Raw genomic sequence first — 17,723 nt, forward strand, 5'->3', positions numbered from 1 at the left:
TATTCTCTTTTAAATAACGGCCTTAAGCTGTTTTTGTAAGCCGCTATTGTTAAGCTTTGATTCGGCATAGGATTTAGTGATTTTAAGTTCTTTTTCATCACTACCAGGAAGCTCAAACATAGCATCCGTTAGAATAGCCTCGCATAAAGATCTTAATCCACGAGCACCTAATTTGTATTCAATAGCTTTTTCTACGATATAATCTAGTGCTCCATCGGTAATACTAAAACTGATATCATCCATAGCAAATAGCTTTTCATACTGCTTGATGATAGCGTTTTTAGGCTCAGTAAGAATAGCTCTCAAAGTTCCTTTATCCAATGGATTCATGTGAGTAAGAACAGGTAATCTACCTATGATTTCTGGGATCATACCAAAATCCTTAACATCTTTAGGGATGATGTACTTAAGTAAGTTTTCTCTATCTAGAACATCATCATTACTTTTGGCCGCACTGAATCCGACAGCCTGCATGTTTAGACGTTTCCTTATTACTCGCTCAATACCGTCAAAGGCACCACCAGCAATGAAAAGGATGTTTTCTGTATTTACTTCAATAAATTTTTGGTCAGGATGTTTACGTCCACCTTTAGGTGGTACATTAACTACGGTTCCTTCTAATAATTTAAGAAGTGCCTGTTGAACACCTTCTCCAGATACATCTCTCGTGATTGATGGATTGTCGCTTTTACGAGCAATTTTATCAATCTCGTCTATAAAAACTATTCCTGTTTGTGCTTTTTCTAGATTGTAATCAGCCGCTTGTAATAATCTTGTAAGAATGCTTTCAACATCTTCTCCTACGTAACCAGCTTCTGTAAGTACTGTCGCATCAACAATGGCTAAAGGTACATTAAGCATTTTGGCAACCGTTTTTGCGATAAGCGTTTTTCCAGTTCCTGTTTGACCTACCATCAAAATGTTTGACTTTTGAATCTCGATATCGTCATCACTTTGTGGTTGTAATAACCTTTTGTAATGGTTATATACGGCTACAGACATTACCTTTTTTGTATGCTCTTGACCTATAATATAAGTGTCTAAAAAAGCTTTTATGTCTTGTGGTTTCCTTAATTTAAGATCATCACTTGTTACACCAGTGTCGCTTGTTTTTGTGTCTTCTAAAACGATACCATAAGCTTGTTCAATACAACGATCACATATGTGTGCATCTAAACCTGCAATCAGTAAATTGGTTTCGGACTTACTGCGTCCACAAAAACTACATTCTAATTCTTCCTTACTCATATTCCTAATTCTTAAGATCCTATGGGATCTCTAGTATTCATTTTTTGAAGTAAAATAATGAACTATTCAAAGGTGAATTACCAAAATGCTTTTTATGGCGTTAGTAAAACCCTTTAAACATTCTATTAATTATTCTTGATCGTGAAATTAATCGCGATTAAGCACTTCATCAATCATACCGTATTCTTTTGCTTTATCTGCCTTCATCCAATAATCTCTATCTGAATCTTCGTATACTTTATCGTAAGATTGTCCAGAATGTTTTGCAATAATTGTATAAAGCTCTTCTTTAAGGGTTACAATTTCTCTTGCTGTAATTTCAATATCGCTTGCTTGTCCTTGGGCTCCACCTAAAGGTTGGTGAATCATTACTCTACTGTGTGGTAAGGCACTTCTCTTGCCTTTTTCACCAGCACATAGAAGCACTGCTCCCATACTAGCAGCCATACCAGTACAAATTGTTGCTACGTCTGGTTTAATGAATTGCATGGTGTCATAGATTCCTAAACCGGCGTAAACGCTTCCTCCTGGAGAATTTAAGTAAATCTGAATGTCTTTATTAGCATCTGCACTTTCTAAAAACAGTAATTGCGCTTGCACAATATTTGCTACTTGATCATTTATTCCAGTTCCTAAAAAGATAATTCGATCCATCATAAGACGTGAAAAAACATCAAAGATGGCGATGTTCATTTGACGCTCCTCGATAATATTTGGAGTTAAATTTGTTGGGTACATGCTACTCATAATTTTTGAGTAGTAGTTACTGTTTATTCCCTGATCCTTGATGGCAAATTTTTCAAATTCTTTAGCTATATCCATAGTGTAATATTACTTCAACTTGTACGAAAAAGGCGTTAACATTTCGGTAAAATGATAACGCCTAAAGATATGAATTTATACGGTGTATTAAGCTTGGTAAGCTTCTTTTATAAAGTCCTCGTAAGTAAGCTCTTTAGACTTAGCTTTAACGTTGTCCTTAAAGTATTGGAGCATTTTTTCGTTCTGTAATTGCTCGCTCATACGTTTCACCTCTTCTTGATTGCTCATTACTCGTGCCACGATTTGCTCAACTTCTTCATCAGTAGCGTCTGTATGACCAAATTGTGTCATTTGCATTTTTATCTGTGTTCCGGCATATTCTTTTAAGTCTTCAAACTTTAATTGAAGATCTTCATTTTTTTGCAGGATAGCACTCTCAATGAGTTGATAACGTAATCCTTTTTCAGATTTGTTATATTCTTCTTCAGCTTCCTCAGCCGTTAAAGTGTTTTCTCCATTGTTTGCAATCCATCTTTTAAGAAAATCTGCTGGAAGATCAAATTTTGTTTTTTCAATAAGTTCTTCAGTAACATCTGTCAAAAACTTTTGATCAGTTTGTTGAGAAAATTGTTTCTTAGCGTCTTCTCTTAAACGTTCTCTTAGCTCATCTTCACTTGTGATGATTCCTTCACCAAACAATTTATCAAAGAACTCTTGGTTAAGCTCTGCTTTTTCCCTGGTGTTAACTTCAGTTACTTCAAATGTAACAGGTACATTTAATTCATCTTTCTTTTCAAAATCAATTTTAAGGTGATGAGCTAAATCGCTGTTGTCCTCAAAAAGATTTTTAGTTTTTAATTCGATAGAATCTCCAACTTTAGACCCAACAAACTTTTTAAGGTTTGTTTTTCCTTTAATTTTTGATATCGGGAAAGTTGCGTCAGTGTTGATTTCTTCCTCGTCATTTCTAAAAACACCAGTAACTTCGTCACCTTCAGAAACCTCATCTTTAGAAACTAACTTTCCGTATTGTTCTCTAATACGATCTATTTGATCGTTGATGGTTTTGTCGTCTGTTTTTATTTCATAAGCCGTGATTCCCTTAATCTTTGAAGGTTCTACTTCAAATTCTGGAGCAAGGCCTATTTCAAAGTCAAATGTAAAGTTATCACCATTCCAGTCTATATCAGCTTGTTCTTTAGGTAATGGATTTCCTAAAAGATTAAGTTTTTCTTCAGTGATATATTCGTTTAGTTTTTGCTGGATCAGTTTATTTACCTCATCAACCAATACAGGAATTCTGTACTTCTTGTTTATTAATGATGCAGGAACTTTACCTTTTCTAAATCCTGGAATAGAAGCAGTCTTACGATAATCCTTTAGGATTTTTTCTACCTGCTCTTGATAATCACTCTTCTCTATCTCTAGAGTAAGCACCGCATTAAGTGCGTCTACGTCAGTACGTTTTAAATTCATTTAAAGACTTTTAAGTGCTGTTAAAATTGGGGTGCAAAATTAGTCTTTATTTAGTTGTAAAACAAAGTCTTTATACCTTTGAATTTCAATTACTTTGAAACTTTAATAAAACTTAAAGAATTTGAGAGATTAATCCTCGTCTCTATCAAGTAGTTTAAACAATAATGAACGTCCTATTGCAAGTAACAATGAAAAAATAATTGCCCACCAAAGCCCATCAACATTAAAGCCTCCTACTAACCAATCAGCGAGTAAAATGATGATAGCATTTATTATTAGTAGAAATAAACCTAAAGTTACTATCGTAATTGGAAAGGTTAATATTTGAAGAATTGGTTTTACTGTAAAGTTCAATAAAGATAATACTACTGCTACAAGAATAGCACTCCACCATCCAGTGGTGCTTGCTCCTGGTAAAATTTTGGATAAAAGGATTACTAACGCAGCTGTTATTAATAGTTTAAGTAAAAATTTCATAAGGATTAATTTTAATAAAAATAAAAAAACCTGCTTGATTTAATCAAGCAGGTTTCTTATTTATTATAATCTATTTCTAGTTAACGTTATCACTAGCTGTAACAGACGGATAGTTACCTATGTCAACAGTTGGAATAGTTGAACCATATTGTTCATTGATTGCTTGAATAATGGTGTTTGCTGTGTAAGCATAACCTCTAGCAGTTGGGTGTACGGCATCTAGAGAGAATGCTCCACCACTAGCATAGGTGCTTGATAGTAAACCACCGTTAAAAGCTACACCGCCATTTGCAACATCAGCAAGAACTGCTCTTGCATCTACATAAGCTAAGCCATTTGCTTGTGCCAATGCTTCAATTGTAGCATTGTAAGAAGCCTGTGCAGTGCTTATTCTTTGTTGTTCATTTTCAGTTAAGACAAGGTTGTCACCAGCTGGTACACCTACACCTATTACTGAAGCTGGGTTGCTAGGATCTGCAAGTGTTCCTAGTACTGTAGAAGCTGTAAAAACAACTAAATCATTAGGGGTTGCTTGTCTCAATTTTGGTAAAAATTGTCCTGGTTGTGTAGGATCCGGCAAATCAGTCAAATCTTCATCAAGTATTACGATAGCATTTTGACCTTGGGCAAAACTTATAGTTCTTGCAGTAGCCTCTTCTTGAGAAAGAAGTGGCGTTTGTGCATATGCAGCCATAGCACCATTGTACTGTGCATAGTTTTGATTAACAAATGCTGCTGTTTGCGCATCTAGTGGAATTGCGTTATAAGGTACAGTTGTGAAAAATGGAATTGAAGTTACATCTGGTATGTTTACTAGTGCTCCTTGAGCTCCATTTGCGGTTAGACCTTGAACAAGTTGTTGGTACACACCTGCAAATACATTGTTGTTAGTAATATCGTTTCCTCCATATGTTGAAGGGTCAATGTTACCTGTTTCATTGTGATCTTCTCCATCACCACCATTAGTAGCGTACCCTAGAATATCGTTGTTTCCTATCCAAAGAACAAAGAAAGAACCATCAGCAGCAATAGCATCACCGATTACAGTTGAACTTTCTGAGCTAGAAAAACGTGCATAGTATGGATTTGCTGTTCCAGCAGGAACTCCAGCAAGACTTCCATATCCAGGAGCACCTAAATGATAACTCTTTGCACCAGGTACACCAAAGTTGTTTAATGGTCCTGTTACCTTATTTGCAATGTCGGTTGTAGGAGTTCCTGCTAATGGAGCAGGACCTACTGGAGTTCCCATGTTTGAGGTAAGCACAAAACGGTTGTTTGTGATCTGTGTTCCGTTTAAAAGTAGTCCTCCTAAGTTGTCGTTTACTAATGGCTGATTAAATTCATTACCACCTACAAATTGCATTTGTCCTGCAAGAATATTAGGGTAAGAATATGTTTGACCATCTAAATAAAGAGCGCCATCTGCAAAACCTGCAGTTAACGAGTTACCTACGGTTACTAATTTAGAAAAATCTGCATCACCAGCGGTATAAACACCACCTTCTTCAATTGCATTGTCTAATTCCGGCTCACAAGCTGTAAGTGCTAGTGCAGCTGCAGCGAGTAGAGATATATTTTTGATATTAATTCTTTTCATCATTTAATGTTTTACATGTTATAAGTGATACCTATACCTGGGATGATTGCTTGTGACTTATAAGTTCCGGCAAATGGCGCATTAACTGGTGCTCCTGGGTCTGAATAAAAGTCATAAGACTCATTAATTTCCTTAAATCTTAAGTAAAGAAGCGATGCATCTATAGCAAACTTAGAAGATACTTGGTAAGTAAAACCAAATGTATATCCTTGTGAATCGTTACGTGGAGTTTCTGGTGCAAAATATCCAGACTGTACTGGTGACTCATCATAGTACCATCCTGCTCTTACTACAAACTTGTCTGTTGCAGTATACTGTGCTCCTAATCTGTATGTGCTAGAATCTTTGTAGTTTCTAGGGTTTATACTTGAAGAACCATCTGCAAACTCTATGTCTAGGTTCTCGTACTCACTCCAGAATGCACGATTATAATCAAAAGCAAACAACCATTTGTCGTTTAATTTATAGGACAAACCAACTGTTGCTTCAGCAGGTAAAGGTAGTGTAGCCGTAAAGCCTTGTGTGCCGTTTGAAGGAACAAGTGTACTATTAGGGAAGTTGCTGAAGGTTGCTGTACCTTCTGTACTCTCAATATTTATTAAACTACGGTAGTTAAAACCTAAAGAGAAATTATCTGTAGGAGTGAATAATAAACCTGCAGTCCAACCCCAACCGGTAACACCCGAATCCTCAATGGATACGTTAGATCTTGTACCTTCTTCATCAACTAGTGATCTAGATGCATTTCTATTAAATTCTACACCACCTATAGCTAGGATAGGTCCACCACCTATACTTACACTGTCAAATAATTGGTATGATAAGGTAGGTTGAATAAAAATTGCCTGTAATTCAATCTCATTGACTAAGTGGGATCCAGACCAATCAGTAGGCCACGTAACGTTACTACCGTATGGTGTGTAAACTCCTATTCCGGCAGAAAATTTATCGGTTACTTTGTAAGTTGCATACAAGTAAATAGGTGTTCCTGTTGGACTATCTGTATCAGCAAATGTTCCAAATTCTGCATTTTGATAAGCTACGTCACTAAATACACCAAAGCCACCTGCACTTACACTTAATTTACTTTCTAAATGAACTAATCCAGCTGGGTTGAAGAACAGAATATCTGCACTGTTAACTACAGCTACACCAGTATGTCCCATTGCGAGCTGCTTGTTACTTTGTGTACTTACTCGGTATCCACCGGCGTATGCCATTGCTGAAACCAAACCTAGTACAAGAAAAAGTTTTAATTTGTTCATAGTCAAATGTTTGAGAAAAAATCTAATTTGTTAATGAGTCAAATTTAATATTAAATTAATGTTACGCAAGCGTTTTCGTTATTATTATGCTTGCATAATGTAATTTATTTTACGAATTCGTTAACAAATTGGTAGAAAAGTTGAGGTTGTTCTGCATGTAGCCAGTGTCCAGCGTTTGGGATTGTTTTTAATTCCGCTTTCGCGAAAGCGTGATCAATAAGCATTTTATCGGTATCTAATATGTACCCTGAATTGCCTCCTCTAATAAATAAGGTTGGAATTTGTACAGCTATGTCGGTGGATTCGTGAATTCCGATCATGGATTGGCTATTGCCTAAAACTTCTAAATTGAAACGCCATCCATAGGTATCCTTATTTACGCGGTACAAACTTTTTAATAAAAATTGACGTGTACCAAAATCTGTAATACGTTGAGATAATACTTGATCGGCTTCTTTACGGCTAGAGATTTTGGAGAAATCTACGCTTTGTAACGCATTGATAATGTCACTATGATGTGGAGCATAGGTTTTTGGAGCAATGTCGGCAATGATAAGTTTTTCTATAAGTTCTGGAAAAAGTTGAGCAGCTTTCATAGCGACCTTACCACCCATGCTATGACCCAACAAATAGATGTTGTTCAATCTATGGTGATCACAATAATCTTTTAAATCTTGCGCCATTAATTCATAGGAAAATTCTTCACTATGAAAACTGCGTCCATGATTGCGCTGGTCTAGAATGTGTACTTGGAATCCATCCTCATTCCACTGACGGCCTAATGTTTTCCAATTATCTGCCATCCCTAAGAACCCGTGTAAAATCACGAAGGGTTGTCCCGTTTCTCCTAATTGTAAGCTGTGTAATATCATTATGCTAATCGTGACTTATACATATTGACAACATTTTCTAGGCCCAGATAAATACTCTCAGAAATTAATGCGTGTCCTATTGAAACCTCAATTAAATTAGGAACATTTTCTTTAAAATATTTAATGTTCTCAAGAGAGAGGTCGTGACCTGCATTGATGCCTAGGCCAAGTTCATGGGCTTTTAAAGCTGCATCTCTATAGGGCTGCACTCCTTTTTCTGGATTACCTTTTGAAAATTGTACAGCGTATTCTTCGGTGTACAATTCTATTCTATCTACTCCCGTTTTTGCGGCACCTTCTATCATTTCAATCACTGGATCTACAAAAATACTAGTTCTTATGCCTTGATTTTTAAAGTGTTTAACAATTTCAGATAAATAGGAGTGGTGTTTAATAGTGTCCCAACCAGCGTTTGAGGTAATTGCATCTGGTGCATCGGGAACTAACGTAACCTGATGAGGTTGCACTTCGTCTACTAAATGAACAAAACTATCAATAGGATTTCCCTCAATGTTTAATTCCGTAGTTACAATTTTTTTTAAGTCTCGAGCATCTTGATACCTTATATGACGTTCATCTGGTCTCGGGTGAATCGTAATACCTTGTCCACCAAAACGCTCAATGTCTTGAGCTACTTTTATAAGATTAGGGACGTTTCCTCCACGAGCATTACGTAATGTCGCTATTTTATTAACGTTTACACTTAAAACAGTCATAGAAATAATTTTAAATCAAAAGTACAAAGGATTCACACGAGCTTAACCCTTAGAAACTCTAATTAATTGTTATTTTGCATAAAAAATAAGCAGTAATGAATCTTCAACAACTTGTTATAAATGATGTTTCTCCTATCTCAATGACGGATAGCGTTAAGGAAGTTCAGCATATTTTCTCACAACTTACTTACTCTCACATACCTGTTATGGATGAAAATGGAGTTTATGTGGGATGTTTGTCTGAAAACGATGCATTGTGTTTTGAAAAACATCAAACAGTTGAAGAAATAAAGTATTCACTAGATGCTTTTCATGTGACAGTAGAGACTCATTGGCTTGATGTATTAGAGGCTATTGCTCAACATCAATGTAATATCATGCCCGTGCTCAACGAGAAAAATCAATATATAGGTTACTACGAGCTTAAGGATGTCATGGAGATTTTTAATGATGCTCCTTTTATGTATGAGGCTGGTGCTGTGATTGTGGTTGAAAAAGGAAAAAGTGATTATAGTTTTAGTGAGATTTCACAAATTGTAGAAACAAACGATTCCAAAATACAAGGTATGTTTGTAAGTGGCTATCGTGATCATTTTACAGAGATTACCTTGAAAGTGAGTCCACAGAACTTAAACGCTATTCTTCAAACATTTAGAAGATATAGTTATGAAATAAAATCGGCCGCAGAGGAAGATACCTACTTAGATGCTCTTAAAGAGCGTTCTGATTATTTAGACAAATACTTGAATATCTAACAATGATTAATAAGGTAGCTATATACGGGCAGTATTTACATGCCGATACAATTGCAATTTATAAGCAGCTTATTAATTTGCTAGATCAATCTGGGATTTCTTTTTCAGTCGAAAATCAATTTAAACAATTGCTTCAAGAGCATGGAGTGGTAGAGCAATCACATGGCTTTACATCGCTTGATGATTCCTATGATTTGTTATTAAGTATAGGTGGTGATGGAACAATTTTAAGAGCGGTAGTATACATAGGAGGCTTAGATATACCTGTGATCGGTATTAATTCTGGTAGACTGGGTTTTCTAGCAACGGTGCAAAAAGACTCACTAGAGCAGGCTATAGAACGTTTAGTAAATGGTGAATATACATTGTCCAAGCGCTCCTTGCTTACTGCTACCCCAATGGGTCACGATGATTTAAATCCAAACTTTGCACTTAATGAAGTTACAGTAAGTCGATACAATACGACTAGTATGATTCAAATAGAAACTCATCTTAACAATGAATTATTGACTAGCTATTGGGCCGATGGGTTAATCATTTCTACACCTACTGGCTCAACGGGTTATAGTTTAAGTTGTGGTGGACCTGTTATTTCACCAAGTACTGGTGCGCTGGTTCTCACGCCAATTGCTCCACACAATCTAAACGCAAGGCCATTAGTAATTCCAGATACTACCGAAATAAAAATCAAAGTGATAGGTAGAGAAGAGTCCTTCTTAACTTCATTGGATAATCGTATTTCTAGTTTCCCTAATGAGACCGAGGTTATTGTCAAAAAAGCTAGCTTCACGATTGATCTCGTTTCATTTAAAGATCAAAGCTTTATAAAAACAATTAGACACAAGCTACTTTGGGGCGAGGACAAGCGCAATTAATTCATAGAACTTCCGTTAAATTCACTGTTAACCTTCATTAGCAGTAAATAAGCCTTGTAGGCATGTAGAATTGTTATATTTGCACGTTTTATGATTAAAATGAGATTCATTTTCACGACACTTTTTTTACTTGTTTTCGCTTTCGCGAAAGCGCAAACCTATGAGCTAGGAGTCATGTTTGGTGGTGCCAGTGTTATAGGAGATGTCGGTAGTACACAATACATCGATCCTAGTGATGGTGCCTTTGGTTTAATCGCCAAATGGAACCGAAGTGATAGGCATAGTTTTAGAGCTAGTTTTCTATATACTAACATGATAGGGGATGACAATGATAGTGATGATATTTCTAGAGATTTAAGAGGACTTAATTATAATTATAATTTAATTGAGGCTAGTGTAGGTCTGGAGTATACCTTTTGGGAATGGGATTTATATTCAGGTAAATGGCAATGGACACCGTATTTGTACACTGGATTAACAGCCTTTCAATACGATTTGTTTGCCTTAGAAAATGGTGAGTTGGAAAAGTATGGTAGCACTATTGATGCTGCTATTCCAATCATTTTTGGTGCAAAAATGACTTTGACCAGAAATTTGATTTTGGCTGCCGAAATAGGCGCTAGATATACTTTTACGGATAACCTGGATGGAAGTAATCCAGTACGTAGTAAAGATTTTGATGAATTAAGATTTGGAAATGTGAATAACAACGACTGGTATGTCTTTTCAGGTATAACGCTTACGTATACCTTTGGGCGACAACCGTGTTATTGTAATTTTTAATGTTGTATGAGTAAAAATCTACTGGACCATTCAAATATACCACAGCACATTGCAGTCATAATGGACGGTAATGGACGCTGGGCAAAAAAGCAAGGCCTCATGCGAGTGAGAGGTCACGAAAAAGGAGCCAAAGCTGTGCGTCAAACGGTAGAAACCTGTGCAGAATTAGGTGTAAAAAATCTTACTCTGTACGCTTTTAGTACTGAAAATTGGAAACGTCCTAAATTAGAAGTAGATGCGCTCATGAAACTTTTAGTTTCTAGTCTCAAAAAGGAGCTTAAAACACTTCAAAAAAATAACATCTCTCTTAAAGCTGTTGGAGCTTTGGAATTGTTACCTAGTAGTGCTCAAAAAGAACTTAAAGAAGTAATTGAGGCTACAACAGAAAATTCACATATGAATTTAACTCTGGCCTTATCGTATGGCTCTCGTGAAGAGTTGATCAATGTAATTAAAAAAGTTGCGGGTAAGGTGAAGGATGGTGAACTAGAGATAGATCAAATTAATACAGATGTGATTAACAATCATTTGTATACCAGCTTTATGCCAGATGTTGATCTACTTATAAGAACGAGTGGTGAACAGCGTATAAGCAATTTTTTACTTTGGCAAATTGCCTATGCCGAATTGTACTTCACCGAGGTGCTATGGCCAGACTTTAGAAAAGAGCATCTTGTAGATGCAATACTTAATTATCAAGACCGAGAAAGAAGATTCGGTAAAACCAGTGAACAATTATAATAGAATGAATTTTAAAATAGCACAAAAGCTCTTTCTAGCTATTGCCTTATTATCAAGTGCCTTTTCATTTGCACAAAAGGTAGATATTCCGATTGGAGACGCTACCAAATACGTAGTAGGAGAAATAAATGTAGTAGGAAGTCAAAGTTATAATGAGAACACTGTAATTGCTTTTACAGGATTACGTAAAGGTGAAGAAATATACGTTCCTGGTGAAAAATTAAGTGGAGTAGTAAAAAAAATGTGGGATCTTAAATTATTTAGTGATATCCGTATTTATGCTACCGAGGTCATAGGTAATCCTAATGATGACATCATCGATACGATTAATCTTGAAATTAATATTACTGAAGTCCCTAATCTAAATGAAGTTCGTGTAACAGGATTGCGTAAAGGTCAAATAGAAGACTTGCGTACTGAACTTAAACTTCAAAAAGGTAAAAAGGCGACAGAAAACTTTGTTACCAATACTCGTAATTATATAGAGAATAAATACAAAGAGAAAGGTTTTTTAAATGCCGACGCTAAAATAAAACTTAGAGAAAATAAAGATACTACCGTACAAGGTGCAAACCTTGTTAATATGAGTATTGATATAGATAAAGGGAATAAAGTAAAAATTGCTCAAATCAACTTTGAAGGTAATGAACTTATTACCGATAAGAAGCTAAGAGCAGCCATGAAAAACACTAAAAAGAAAAACATTTTTAGAGTTTTCAAAAGATCTAAATATGTAGAGTCTGGTTTTCAAGAAGACTTAGAGTCTGTTGTAGATAAATACAAGGAAAACGGTTTTAGAGACGCACGTGTCGTTTCAGATAGCTTATATGTTATAGATGATAAAACCATCGGTCTTAATATTAAGGTTGAAGAAGGGAATAAGTATTACTTTGGTGATATTGAATTTGTAGGTAACACGGTTTATACCGATGCACAATTACAACGAATCTTAAAGGTTGAAAAAGGTGATGTATACAATGGAGTTGCCTTTGATGAACGTATTAGTAATCCGCAAGATCCGGATTCTGATGATATTTCAAACTTGTATCAAAATAACGGTTATTTATTCTCGTCAGTTAACGCGGTTGAAACTAGAGTAGCTAATGATACAATAGACTTTGAAATTAGAATCGTAGAAGGTAAAGAAGCTTATTTCAACAACATCTCGGTTTCAGGAAATGTTAGAACAAATGATCATGTACTTTATCGTGCGCTGCAAACTAATCCTGGTGAGAAATACAGCAGACAAAAAATTATCAATTCCATTCGAGAATTAGGAGCTCTGGGTTATATAGATGCACAAAACATTAATCCGCAATTAAATAATGTAGATCAACAAGAAGGAACCGTTGATGTAAATTTTGATATTAAGGAAGCAGGAGCAAGTCAAATCGAGCTACAAGGTGGTTACGGTGGTGGTGGTTTTGTTGGAACTTTAGGATTGCGTTTCAATAACTTTAGTCTACGTAATATTTTTAAGAAAGATGCCTACCAACCAGTACCTATGGGTGATGGTCAAACATTAGCAATAAGAGCACAAGCAAGTACTATCTTTAGAACCTACAGTCTTAATTTTACCGAACCATGGTTAGGTGGTAAAAAGCCAGTGTCCTTCAATGTTTCATTTTCTCATAGTGAGCAGTTTAGGGTAAATCAACAAAATTTTAGAGAAGTAGATCGCAACCAGAGATTTTTAATTACCGGTGGTACAGTAGGTCTTGCAAAAAGACTTGAGTGGCCAGACCCATATTTTCAAATTTCTCATGCAGTATCATTCCAGCATTATAACTTGAAGAATTTCCAAAGTAATTTATTTAATTTCCCTAATGGTTTTTCTAACAACCTTTCCTATACAATTGGTTTAAGTCGTAACAATGTAGGTGTAAACCCTATTTATCCTACCTACGGAAGTTCATTTTCTATCACGGGTAAATTTACACTGCCTTATTCATTATGGAATGGTGTAGATTATGCTAATCTTGAAGATGATCCTAGATATCAGACAAATGGTCAAGCCGATCTTAGAAAAATTGATCAAGAGCGATTTAAATTCCTAGAATACTATAAGGTTAAATTTAAGGGAACTTGGTATACTCAATTAGCCAAAAAACTGGTGCTTCAAACAAATACTGAATTTGGTTTCCTAGGAGCCTATAATCAGGATCGTGGATTGGTGCCATTTGAGAGATTCTTTGTCGGTGGTGATGGTTTAGGAGCCTTTTCTTTAGATGGTCGTGACATTATTAGAATGCGTGGTTATGATAACAGTTCCTTAACCACAAATTCAGATGGTGATACGGTTTACAATAAATACTCACTAGAATTGCGTTATCCAATTTCACTGGAGCAAGCTGCATCAATTTATGTCTTAACATTTGCTGAGGCTGCTGGATCATACAGTAGGTTCAATGATTACAATCCATTTGAAGTACAACGATCTGCTGGTGCAGGATTACGTATATTTATGCCAGCCTTTGGTTTATTAGGAGTTGATTTTGGGTACGGATTTGATAAAGTTCCTACACTTCCAAGCAATGAACCTAGTGGTTGGAACGTTCACTTTATAATTGGGCAACAATTCTAATTGTGGCACGGTTATTTCATAAAAGTAGAAGATCATGAAAATTAAGTTTTTAGTAGTCGTATTTGTTGGTTTAAGTTTCGCTTTCGCGAAAGCGCAAAGAGCAGGAGCTCGTGTTGCTTATGTGAATATGGAGTATATTCTAGAAAGCGTTCCAGAGTACCAAGAAGCCTCACGACAACTAGATACTAAAATGCAAAAATGGAAGCGAGAAATCGATGCCATGCAACGAGAGATTAATCAAATGAAAGAATCTCTTGAAAATGAAAAGGTCTTACTTACAAAAGAATTAATAGAGGAGAAGGAAGAAGACATTAGATTAAAAGAGCAAGATCTAGCAGACTATCAAAACAAGCGTTTTAATGCTGAAAATGGTGATTTCATTCTTCAAAAACAACAGTTGATTCAACCTGTTCAAGATCAAGTGTTCAATGAGGTACAGAAGATAGGTTTGTCCAAAAAGTATGATTATATAATTGATAGTTCAGACACACCTTTACTTTTTAGTGCAGAGCGTCACGACATAAGCGACCTAGTACTAAAAGCAATAGGTAGAACAGGTAAAAAGAAAGAGCGTGAAAAAAAGGCTAAGGAACTAGAAAAACGTAGAGAAGAGCCTTATTTAAATGTTCAAGAAGCCGAGGAAATTGAAGAGAGAGAAGAGGCTAAGGAAAAACTAATAGAGCAGAAGGAAATGGAACGAGCTGAAAGGTTAAGAGAAAGAGATTCTATTAAAGCTGCTAAAGCAGCTGCCTTTCAAAAACGTAGAGATTCCCTACTGGCATTACGTAAACAAAAACGTGACAGTGTTATGGCAGCGCGAGCAGCAGCACGAGAAAAACGTCAAGAAGAGCTTAGAAAAAAGAGAGAAGAAGCACAAAAGAAAAAGGAAGGCGGTGAGTAAGCAGCAACTTATTATATTTGCAGCCGCTTCAATAAAAATTCATCAATAAATTAAAGCAATAGAAATGAAACAATTGAAAACTATAATAGCCATTGCAGCTTTTATATTTAGTGTAGGTCTACAAGCGCAAGATAGTAGAGTATGTCACGTAGCATCACAGGATATCGTAGAGTCTATGCCAGAAGCAAAACAGGCAGAAAAAACACTACGTAACCTAGAGAAAACTTATTTAGCACGTTTAGACGAGATGGATAAGGAGCTTAAAACAAAGTACCAAAATGCTCAACAAGCTGCCCCTAGCCGCAGTAAAGAAGAAAATGAGCGTGTATTGCAAGAACTTGCAGAAGGTCAAAAGAAATTAGAGGAATACTATTCTCAGTCTCAACAAGCTATCGGTCAGAAGCGTGTTGATATCCTTAAGCCATTACTTGAAAAAGTAAGAAATGCTATTCAAAAAGTAGCTAGAGAAAAGAATTTTCAGTACGTACTAGATTCAACTACAGGTACTGGTTTAATCCTAGCAGATGGTTATGACATCACAGCTGATGTTAAAAAGGAATTAGGAATACAATAGTATATCTAACGACATAAAAAAAGAGTCGCTTTTAATAGCGGCTCTTTTTTTTGTCTTTCATTTAAAGTATTCTAATCTAATAAGATACCTTCCTGGTCCATTAGAGGAATATCTTTAAAGTTAGATTCACTTATTGAATTAGGGTTTGCAATAAAAGTTTTGTCATATAAAGTGTCTCCTTTGAAATAACTAACAATGAATTCGTTTTCAAAAGGAAACACCTCTTCCATCATGAGTTCTATTTTCTCATAACTACGTGCTTTAATTACCTTAAATGCATGTCGCATTGTGCTGGTTTTGCGTCCGTCCTTATGTTTTCCTCTGGTCATTATCATACAGGTCTCTAGTGGTTCTCTTGTATTATTGATGATGTAACTGTTCCAGTCATTGGATGAAAAATCATCGTTCCATTCTTTGACTATGGCAACATATACATCTTTAACCACTGGTATTATAATATCCTTTTTCATAATTCTATATTATGCTTTTTTAATCTTAATTCGATCAATGAAATGAGGTCTTTGGTCTCCTTGCATTCTGATAGCTCTAGACTAGATGCTAGTACCTCGATCTCTTGTCCTTGGTTTGTAGTTAATATTATTGGATAGCTGTATTTAGGTAGCCACTTGGATTTATAGTTTTTTTCAAACTCGTCCTTGTGCAAAAACTCAAAAGATAGATTTGAAAGTTTATCTACGCTTTCGCGAAAGCGTAACCATTCCTCTTTTTCATTAAAAATACCATGGGTAAGATTACAAAGAGCACAATTATAGGTTTTAGGGCTCAATATCTTATGAGCACTATCCAAGGCTGCGTTTATTGCGCCAGAATTTGCATTATACACAAATATGACGCGTGAACCTGACATTACAATGAATTACTAAATTGTTTTAAGAAACGTACATCATTTTCAAAGAACATGCGTATATCACCTATTTGATACAACAACATCGATATTCTCTCAATACCCATCCCAAAAGCAAAACCGCTGTATTCATTAGGGTCTATGCCGCAATTCTGTAGCACTGCTGGATCTACCATTCCACAGCCCATAATTTCCAACCATCCGGTACCTTTTGTTATTCTATAATCAGTTTCAGTTTCAAGACCCCAGTAAATATCAACTTCGGCACTAGGTTCTGTAAACGGGAAGTAAGATGGTCTTAAACGTATTTCTGATTTACCAAACATCTCTTTGGTAAAGTAAAGTAAGGTTTGTTTTAAGTCTGCAAAGCTTACGTTTTTATCTATGTATAATCCTTCAACTTGATGAAAAATACAGTGAGCTCTTGCACTTATGGCCTCGTTTCTAAAAACTCTACCTGGTGAAATAGTGCGTATAGGTGGTTGATTATTTTCCATATAACGCACTTGCACACTTGATGTATGTGTGCGCAGTAATACGTCAGGATCAGTTTGAATAAAAAAGGTGTCTTGCATGTCACGAGCTGGGTGATGTGCAGGAAGATTAAGGGCGGTAAAATTGTGCCAGTCATCTTCAATTTCTGGACCTTCGCTCACATTAAAACCAATTCTGGAGAATACATCAATAATTTGATTTTTCACCACATTTATTGGATGACGTGCTCCTACTGAAGTAGGGTAGCCGCTACGAGTAAGATCACCGTAAATTCCAGCATCTTCTTGTTTATCTTCTAACGATGCTTTTAATTGAGCTACCTTATCAGTGGCCTTTTGTTTCAATTCATTAATGGCCTGGCCAAAATCTTTTTTCTGGTCATTAGGTACTTCTTTGAACTTTGTAAAAAGTTCTTTGAGAATTCCCTTACTACCTAAATACTCTATTCTAAAAGCTTCAATTGCCTCCTTAGATTGAGCTTCAAAATTTTGGACTTTATTAATGTGTTCTTTTACTTGATCAAGCATCCTTATTCAAATTGGGTTGCAAATTTACTTCTTTTTAATGAGCTGTTATAACTCAGTATTACATTAAATGATTCAAAAAATGATTGAAATAAGTCAAATTTTTAAGTGGTATATTTCTAAAAATGAATGATTCACGAGATTTTGATGTCAATTCTTAATAACTAGTGTACAAAAGACCTTGATTCTTTAGGATTAAATTTTATGTTT

18 protein-coding genes are annotated in these 17,723 nt (G+C 35.7%); 7 read left to right on the forward strand and 11 right to left on the reverse strand.

The features are described from left to right. Positions 1 to 9 precede the first annotated feature (9 nt). From clpX to AAT17_RS08525, 8 genes are all read right to left on the reverse strand, one after another. A complete protein-coding gene (gene clpX / locus AAT17_RS08490; RefSeq protein WP_042277121.1) occupies positions 10 to 1,248 on the reverse strand; it encodes an ATP-dependent Clp protease ATP-binding subunit ClpX in 1,239 nt (412 codons plus the stop codon). Positions 1,249 to 1,395: 147 nt separating this feature from the next. After that, positions 1,396 to 2,070, reverse strand: coding sequence for an ATP-dependent Clp endopeptidase proteolytic subunit ClpP (clpP, locus tag AAT17_RS08495; RefSeq protein ID WP_042277123.1), 675 nt, complete (start codon positions 2,068 to 2,070; stop codon positions 1,396 to 1,398). An 87-nt stretch (positions 2,071 to 2,157) separates the two neighbouring features. After that, a complete protein-coding gene (gene tig / locus AAT17_RS08500; protein WP_060523627.1) occupies positions 2,158 to 3,486 on the reverse strand; it encodes a trigger factor in 1,329 nt (442 codons plus the stop codon). A 129-nt stretch (positions 3,487 to 3,615) separates the two neighbouring features. Continuing rightward, positions 3,616 to 3,963: a phage holin family protein gene (locus AAT17_RS08505; RefSeq protein ID WP_042277128.1), complete on the reverse strand. Its 348-nt coding sequence runs from the start codon at positions 3,961 to 3,963 to the stop codon at positions 3,616 to 3,618. Positions 3,964 to 4,039: 76 nt separating this feature from the next. Continuing rightward, complete coding sequence (locus AAT17_RS08510; RefSeq protein ID WP_042277130.1) at positions 4,040 to 5,563, reverse strand: lipase; 1,524 nt, start codon at positions 5,561 to 5,563, stop codon at positions 4,040 to 4,042. An 11-nt stretch (positions 5,564 to 5,574) separates the two neighbouring features. Further along, positions 5,575 to 6,828 (reverse strand): OmpP1/FadL family transporter, encoded by a 1,254-nt coding sequence (locus tag AAT17_RS08515; protein ID WP_042277133.1) that lies wholly within the window; start codon positions 6,826 to 6,828, stop codon positions 5,575 to 5,577. Between the two features lie 104 nt (positions 6,829 to 6,932). Next, positions 6,933 to 7,700, reverse strand: coding sequence for an alpha/beta fold hydrolase (locus tag AAT17_RS08520; RefSeq protein ID WP_060523628.1), 768 nt, complete (start codon positions 7,698 to 7,700; stop codon positions 6,933 to 6,935). Further along, on the reverse strand, positions 7,700 to 8,416 hold the full coding sequence (locus AAT17_RS08525; RefSeq protein ID WP_060523629.1) for a pyridoxine 5'-phosphate synthase: 717 nt from the start codon (positions 8,414 to 8,416) through the stop codon (positions 7,700 to 7,702). The genes AAT17_RS08520 and AAT17_RS08525 overlap by 1 nt, the downstream gene beginning before the upstream one ends. Positions 8,417 to 8,511: 95 nt before the next feature. Between AAT17_RS08525 and AAT17_RS08530 the strand changes: the two genes are divergently transcribed. The 7 genes from AAT17_RS08530 to AAT17_RS08560 all read left to right on the forward strand — a co-directional run bounded on the left by AAT17_RS08530 (position 8,512) and on the right by AAT17_RS08560 (position 15,629). Further along, positions 8,512 to 9,171, forward strand: coding sequence for a CBS domain-containing protein (locus AAT17_RS08530; protein ID WP_042277137.1), 660 nt, complete (start codon positions 8,512 to 8,514; stop codon positions 9,169 to 9,171). Positions 9,172 to 9,173: 2 nt separating this feature from the next. Next, on the forward strand, positions 9,174 to 10,046 hold the full coding sequence (locus AAT17_RS08535; RefSeq protein WP_042277139.1) for an NAD kinase: 873 nt from the start codon (positions 9,174 to 9,176) through the stop codon (positions 10,044 to 10,046). 99 nt (positions 10,047 to 10,145) lie between these two features. Beyond that, positions 10,146 to 10,829, forward strand: a complete 684-nt coding sequence (locus tag AAT17_RS08540; RefSeq protein ID WP_042277141.1) for a DUF6089 family protein — start codon at positions 10,146 to 10,148, stop codon at positions 10,827 to 10,829. Positions 10,830 to 10,835: 6 nt separating this feature from the next. Further along, the gene (locus tag AAT17_RS08545) at positions 10,836 to 11,570 is read left to right on the forward strand and encodes an isoprenyl transferase (protein ID WP_060523630.1); all 735 of its coding nucleotides are present in this window, start codon (positions 10,836 to 10,838) and stop codon (positions 11,568 to 11,570) included. 4 nt (positions 11,571 to 11,574) lie between these two features. Continuing rightward, positions 11,575 to 14,154 (forward strand): outer membrane protein assembly factor, encoded by a 2,580-nt coding sequence (locus AAT17_RS08550; protein WP_042277318.1) that lies wholly within the window; start codon positions 11,575 to 11,577, stop codon positions 14,152 to 14,154. A 34-nt stretch (positions 14,155 to 14,188) separates the two neighbouring features. Further along, on the forward strand, positions 14,189 to 15,055 hold the full coding sequence (locus tag AAT17_RS08555; protein WP_060523631.1) for an OmpH family outer membrane protein: 867 nt from the start codon (positions 14,189 to 14,191) through the stop codon (positions 15,053 to 15,055). Between the two features lie 64 nt (positions 15,056 to 15,119). Then, on the forward strand, positions 15,120 to 15,629 hold the full coding sequence (locus AAT17_RS08560) for an OmpH family outer membrane protein (protein WP_042277147.1): 510 nt from the start codon (positions 15,120 to 15,122) through the stop codon (positions 15,627 to 15,629). A gap of 71 nt (positions 15,630 to 15,700) precedes the next feature. Here AAT17_RS08560 and AAT17_RS08565 read toward each other — a convergent pair whose 3' ends face one another. From AAT17_RS08565 to pheS, 3 genes are read right to left on the reverse strand one after another with little or no spacing between them, the layout of a single operon-like run. Next, positions 15,701 to 16,099 (reverse strand): hypothetical protein, encoded by a 399-nt coding sequence (locus tag AAT17_RS08565; protein WP_042277149.1) that lies wholly within the window; start codon positions 16,097 to 16,099, stop codon positions 15,701 to 15,703. Beyond that, on the reverse strand, positions 16,096 to 16,497 hold the full coding sequence (locus AAT17_RS08570; protein WP_060523632.1) for a hypothetical protein: 402 nt from the start codon (positions 16,495 to 16,497) through the stop codon (positions 16,096 to 16,098). Before AAT17_RS08570 ends, AAT17_RS08565 begins: the two co-directional genes overlap by 4 nt. Continuing rightward, the gene (gene pheS / locus AAT17_RS08575) at positions 16,497 to 17,516 is read right to left on the reverse strand and encodes a phenylalanine--tRNA ligase subunit alpha (RefSeq protein ID WP_060523633.1); all 1,020 of its coding nucleotides are present in this window, start codon (positions 17,514 to 17,516) and stop codon (positions 16,497 to 16,499) included. Before pheS ends, AAT17_RS08570 begins: the two co-directional genes overlap by 1 nt. Positions 17,517 to 17,723: the final 207 nt, after the last annotated feature.

The organism is Nonlabens sp. MIC269, assembly GCF_001430865.1.
GTDB classification, from domain to species: domain Bacteria; phylum Bacteroidota; class Bacteroidia; order Flavobacteriales; family Flavobacteriaceae; genus Nonlabens; species Nonlabens tegetincola.

Excerpts from the sequence above, each read along its gene's own strand:
- clpX (WP_042277121.1), bottom strand. The coding sequence starts at position 1,248 with ATGAGTAAGGAAGAATTAGAATGTAGTTTTTGTGGACGCAGTAAGTCC.
- clpP (WP_042277123.1), bottom strand. The coding sequence starts at position 2,070 with ATGGATATAGCTAAAGAATTTGAAAAATTTGCCATCAAGGATCAGGGA.
- tig (WP_060523627.1), bottom strand. The coding sequence starts at position 3,486 with ATGAATTTAAAACGTACTGACGTAGACGCACTTAATGCGGTGCTTACT.
- AAT17_RS08505 (WP_042277128.1), bottom strand. The coding sequence starts at position 3,963 with ATGAAATTTTTACTTAAACTATTAATAACAGCTGCGTTAGTAATCCTT.
- AAT17_RS08510 (WP_042277130.1), bottom strand. The coding sequence starts at position 5,563 with ATGAAAAGAATTAATATCAAAAATATATCTCTACTCGCTGCAGCTGCA.
- AAT17_RS08515 (WP_042277133.1), bottom strand. The coding sequence starts at position 6,828 with ATGAACAAATTAAAACTTTTTCTTGTACTAGGTTTGGTTTCAGCAATG.
- AAT17_RS08520 (WP_060523628.1), bottom strand. The coding sequence starts at position 7,700 with ATGATATTACACAGCTTACAATTAGGAGAAACGGGACAACCCTTCGTG.
- AAT17_RS08525 (WP_060523629.1), bottom strand. The coding sequence starts at position 8,416 with ATGACTGTTTTAAGTGTAAACGTTAATAAAATAGCGACATTACGTAAT.
- AAT17_RS08530 (WP_042277137.1), top strand. The coding sequence starts at position 8,512 with ATGAATCTTCAACAACTTGTTATAAATGATGTTTCTCCTATCTCAATG.
- AAT17_RS08535 (WP_042277139.1), top strand. The coding sequence starts at position 9,174 with ATGATTAATAAGGTAGCTATATACGGGCAGTATTTACATGCCGATACA.
- AAT17_RS08540 (WP_042277141.1), top strand. The coding sequence starts at position 10,146 with ATGAGATTCATTTTCACGACACTTTTTTTACTTGTTTTCGCTTTCGCG.
- AAT17_RS08545 (WP_060523630.1), top strand. The coding sequence starts at position 10,836 with ATGAGTAAAAATCTACTGGACCATTCAAATATACCACAGCACATTGCA.
- AAT17_RS08550 (WP_042277318.1), top strand. The coding sequence starts at position 11,575 with ATGAATTTTAAAATAGCACAAAAGCTCTTTCTAGCTATTGCCTTATTA.
- AAT17_RS08555 (WP_060523631.1), top strand. The coding sequence starts at position 14,189 with ATGAAAATTAAGTTTTTAGTAGTCGTATTTGTTGGTTTAAGTTTCGCT.
- AAT17_RS08560 (WP_042277147.1), top strand. The coding sequence starts at position 15,120 with ATGAAACAATTGAAAACTATAATAGCCATTGCAGCTTTTATATTTAGT.
- AAT17_RS08565 (WP_042277149.1), bottom strand. The coding sequence starts at position 16,099 with ATGAAAAAGGATATTATAATACCAGTGGTTAAAGATGTATATGTTGCC.
- AAT17_RS08570 (WP_060523632.1), bottom strand. The coding sequence starts at position 16,497 with ATGTCAGGTTCACGCGTCATATTTGTGTATAATGCAAATTCTGGCGCA.
- pheS (WP_060523633.1), bottom strand. The coding sequence starts at position 17,516 with ATGCTTGATCAAGTAAAAGAACACATTAATAAAGTCCAAAATTTTGAA.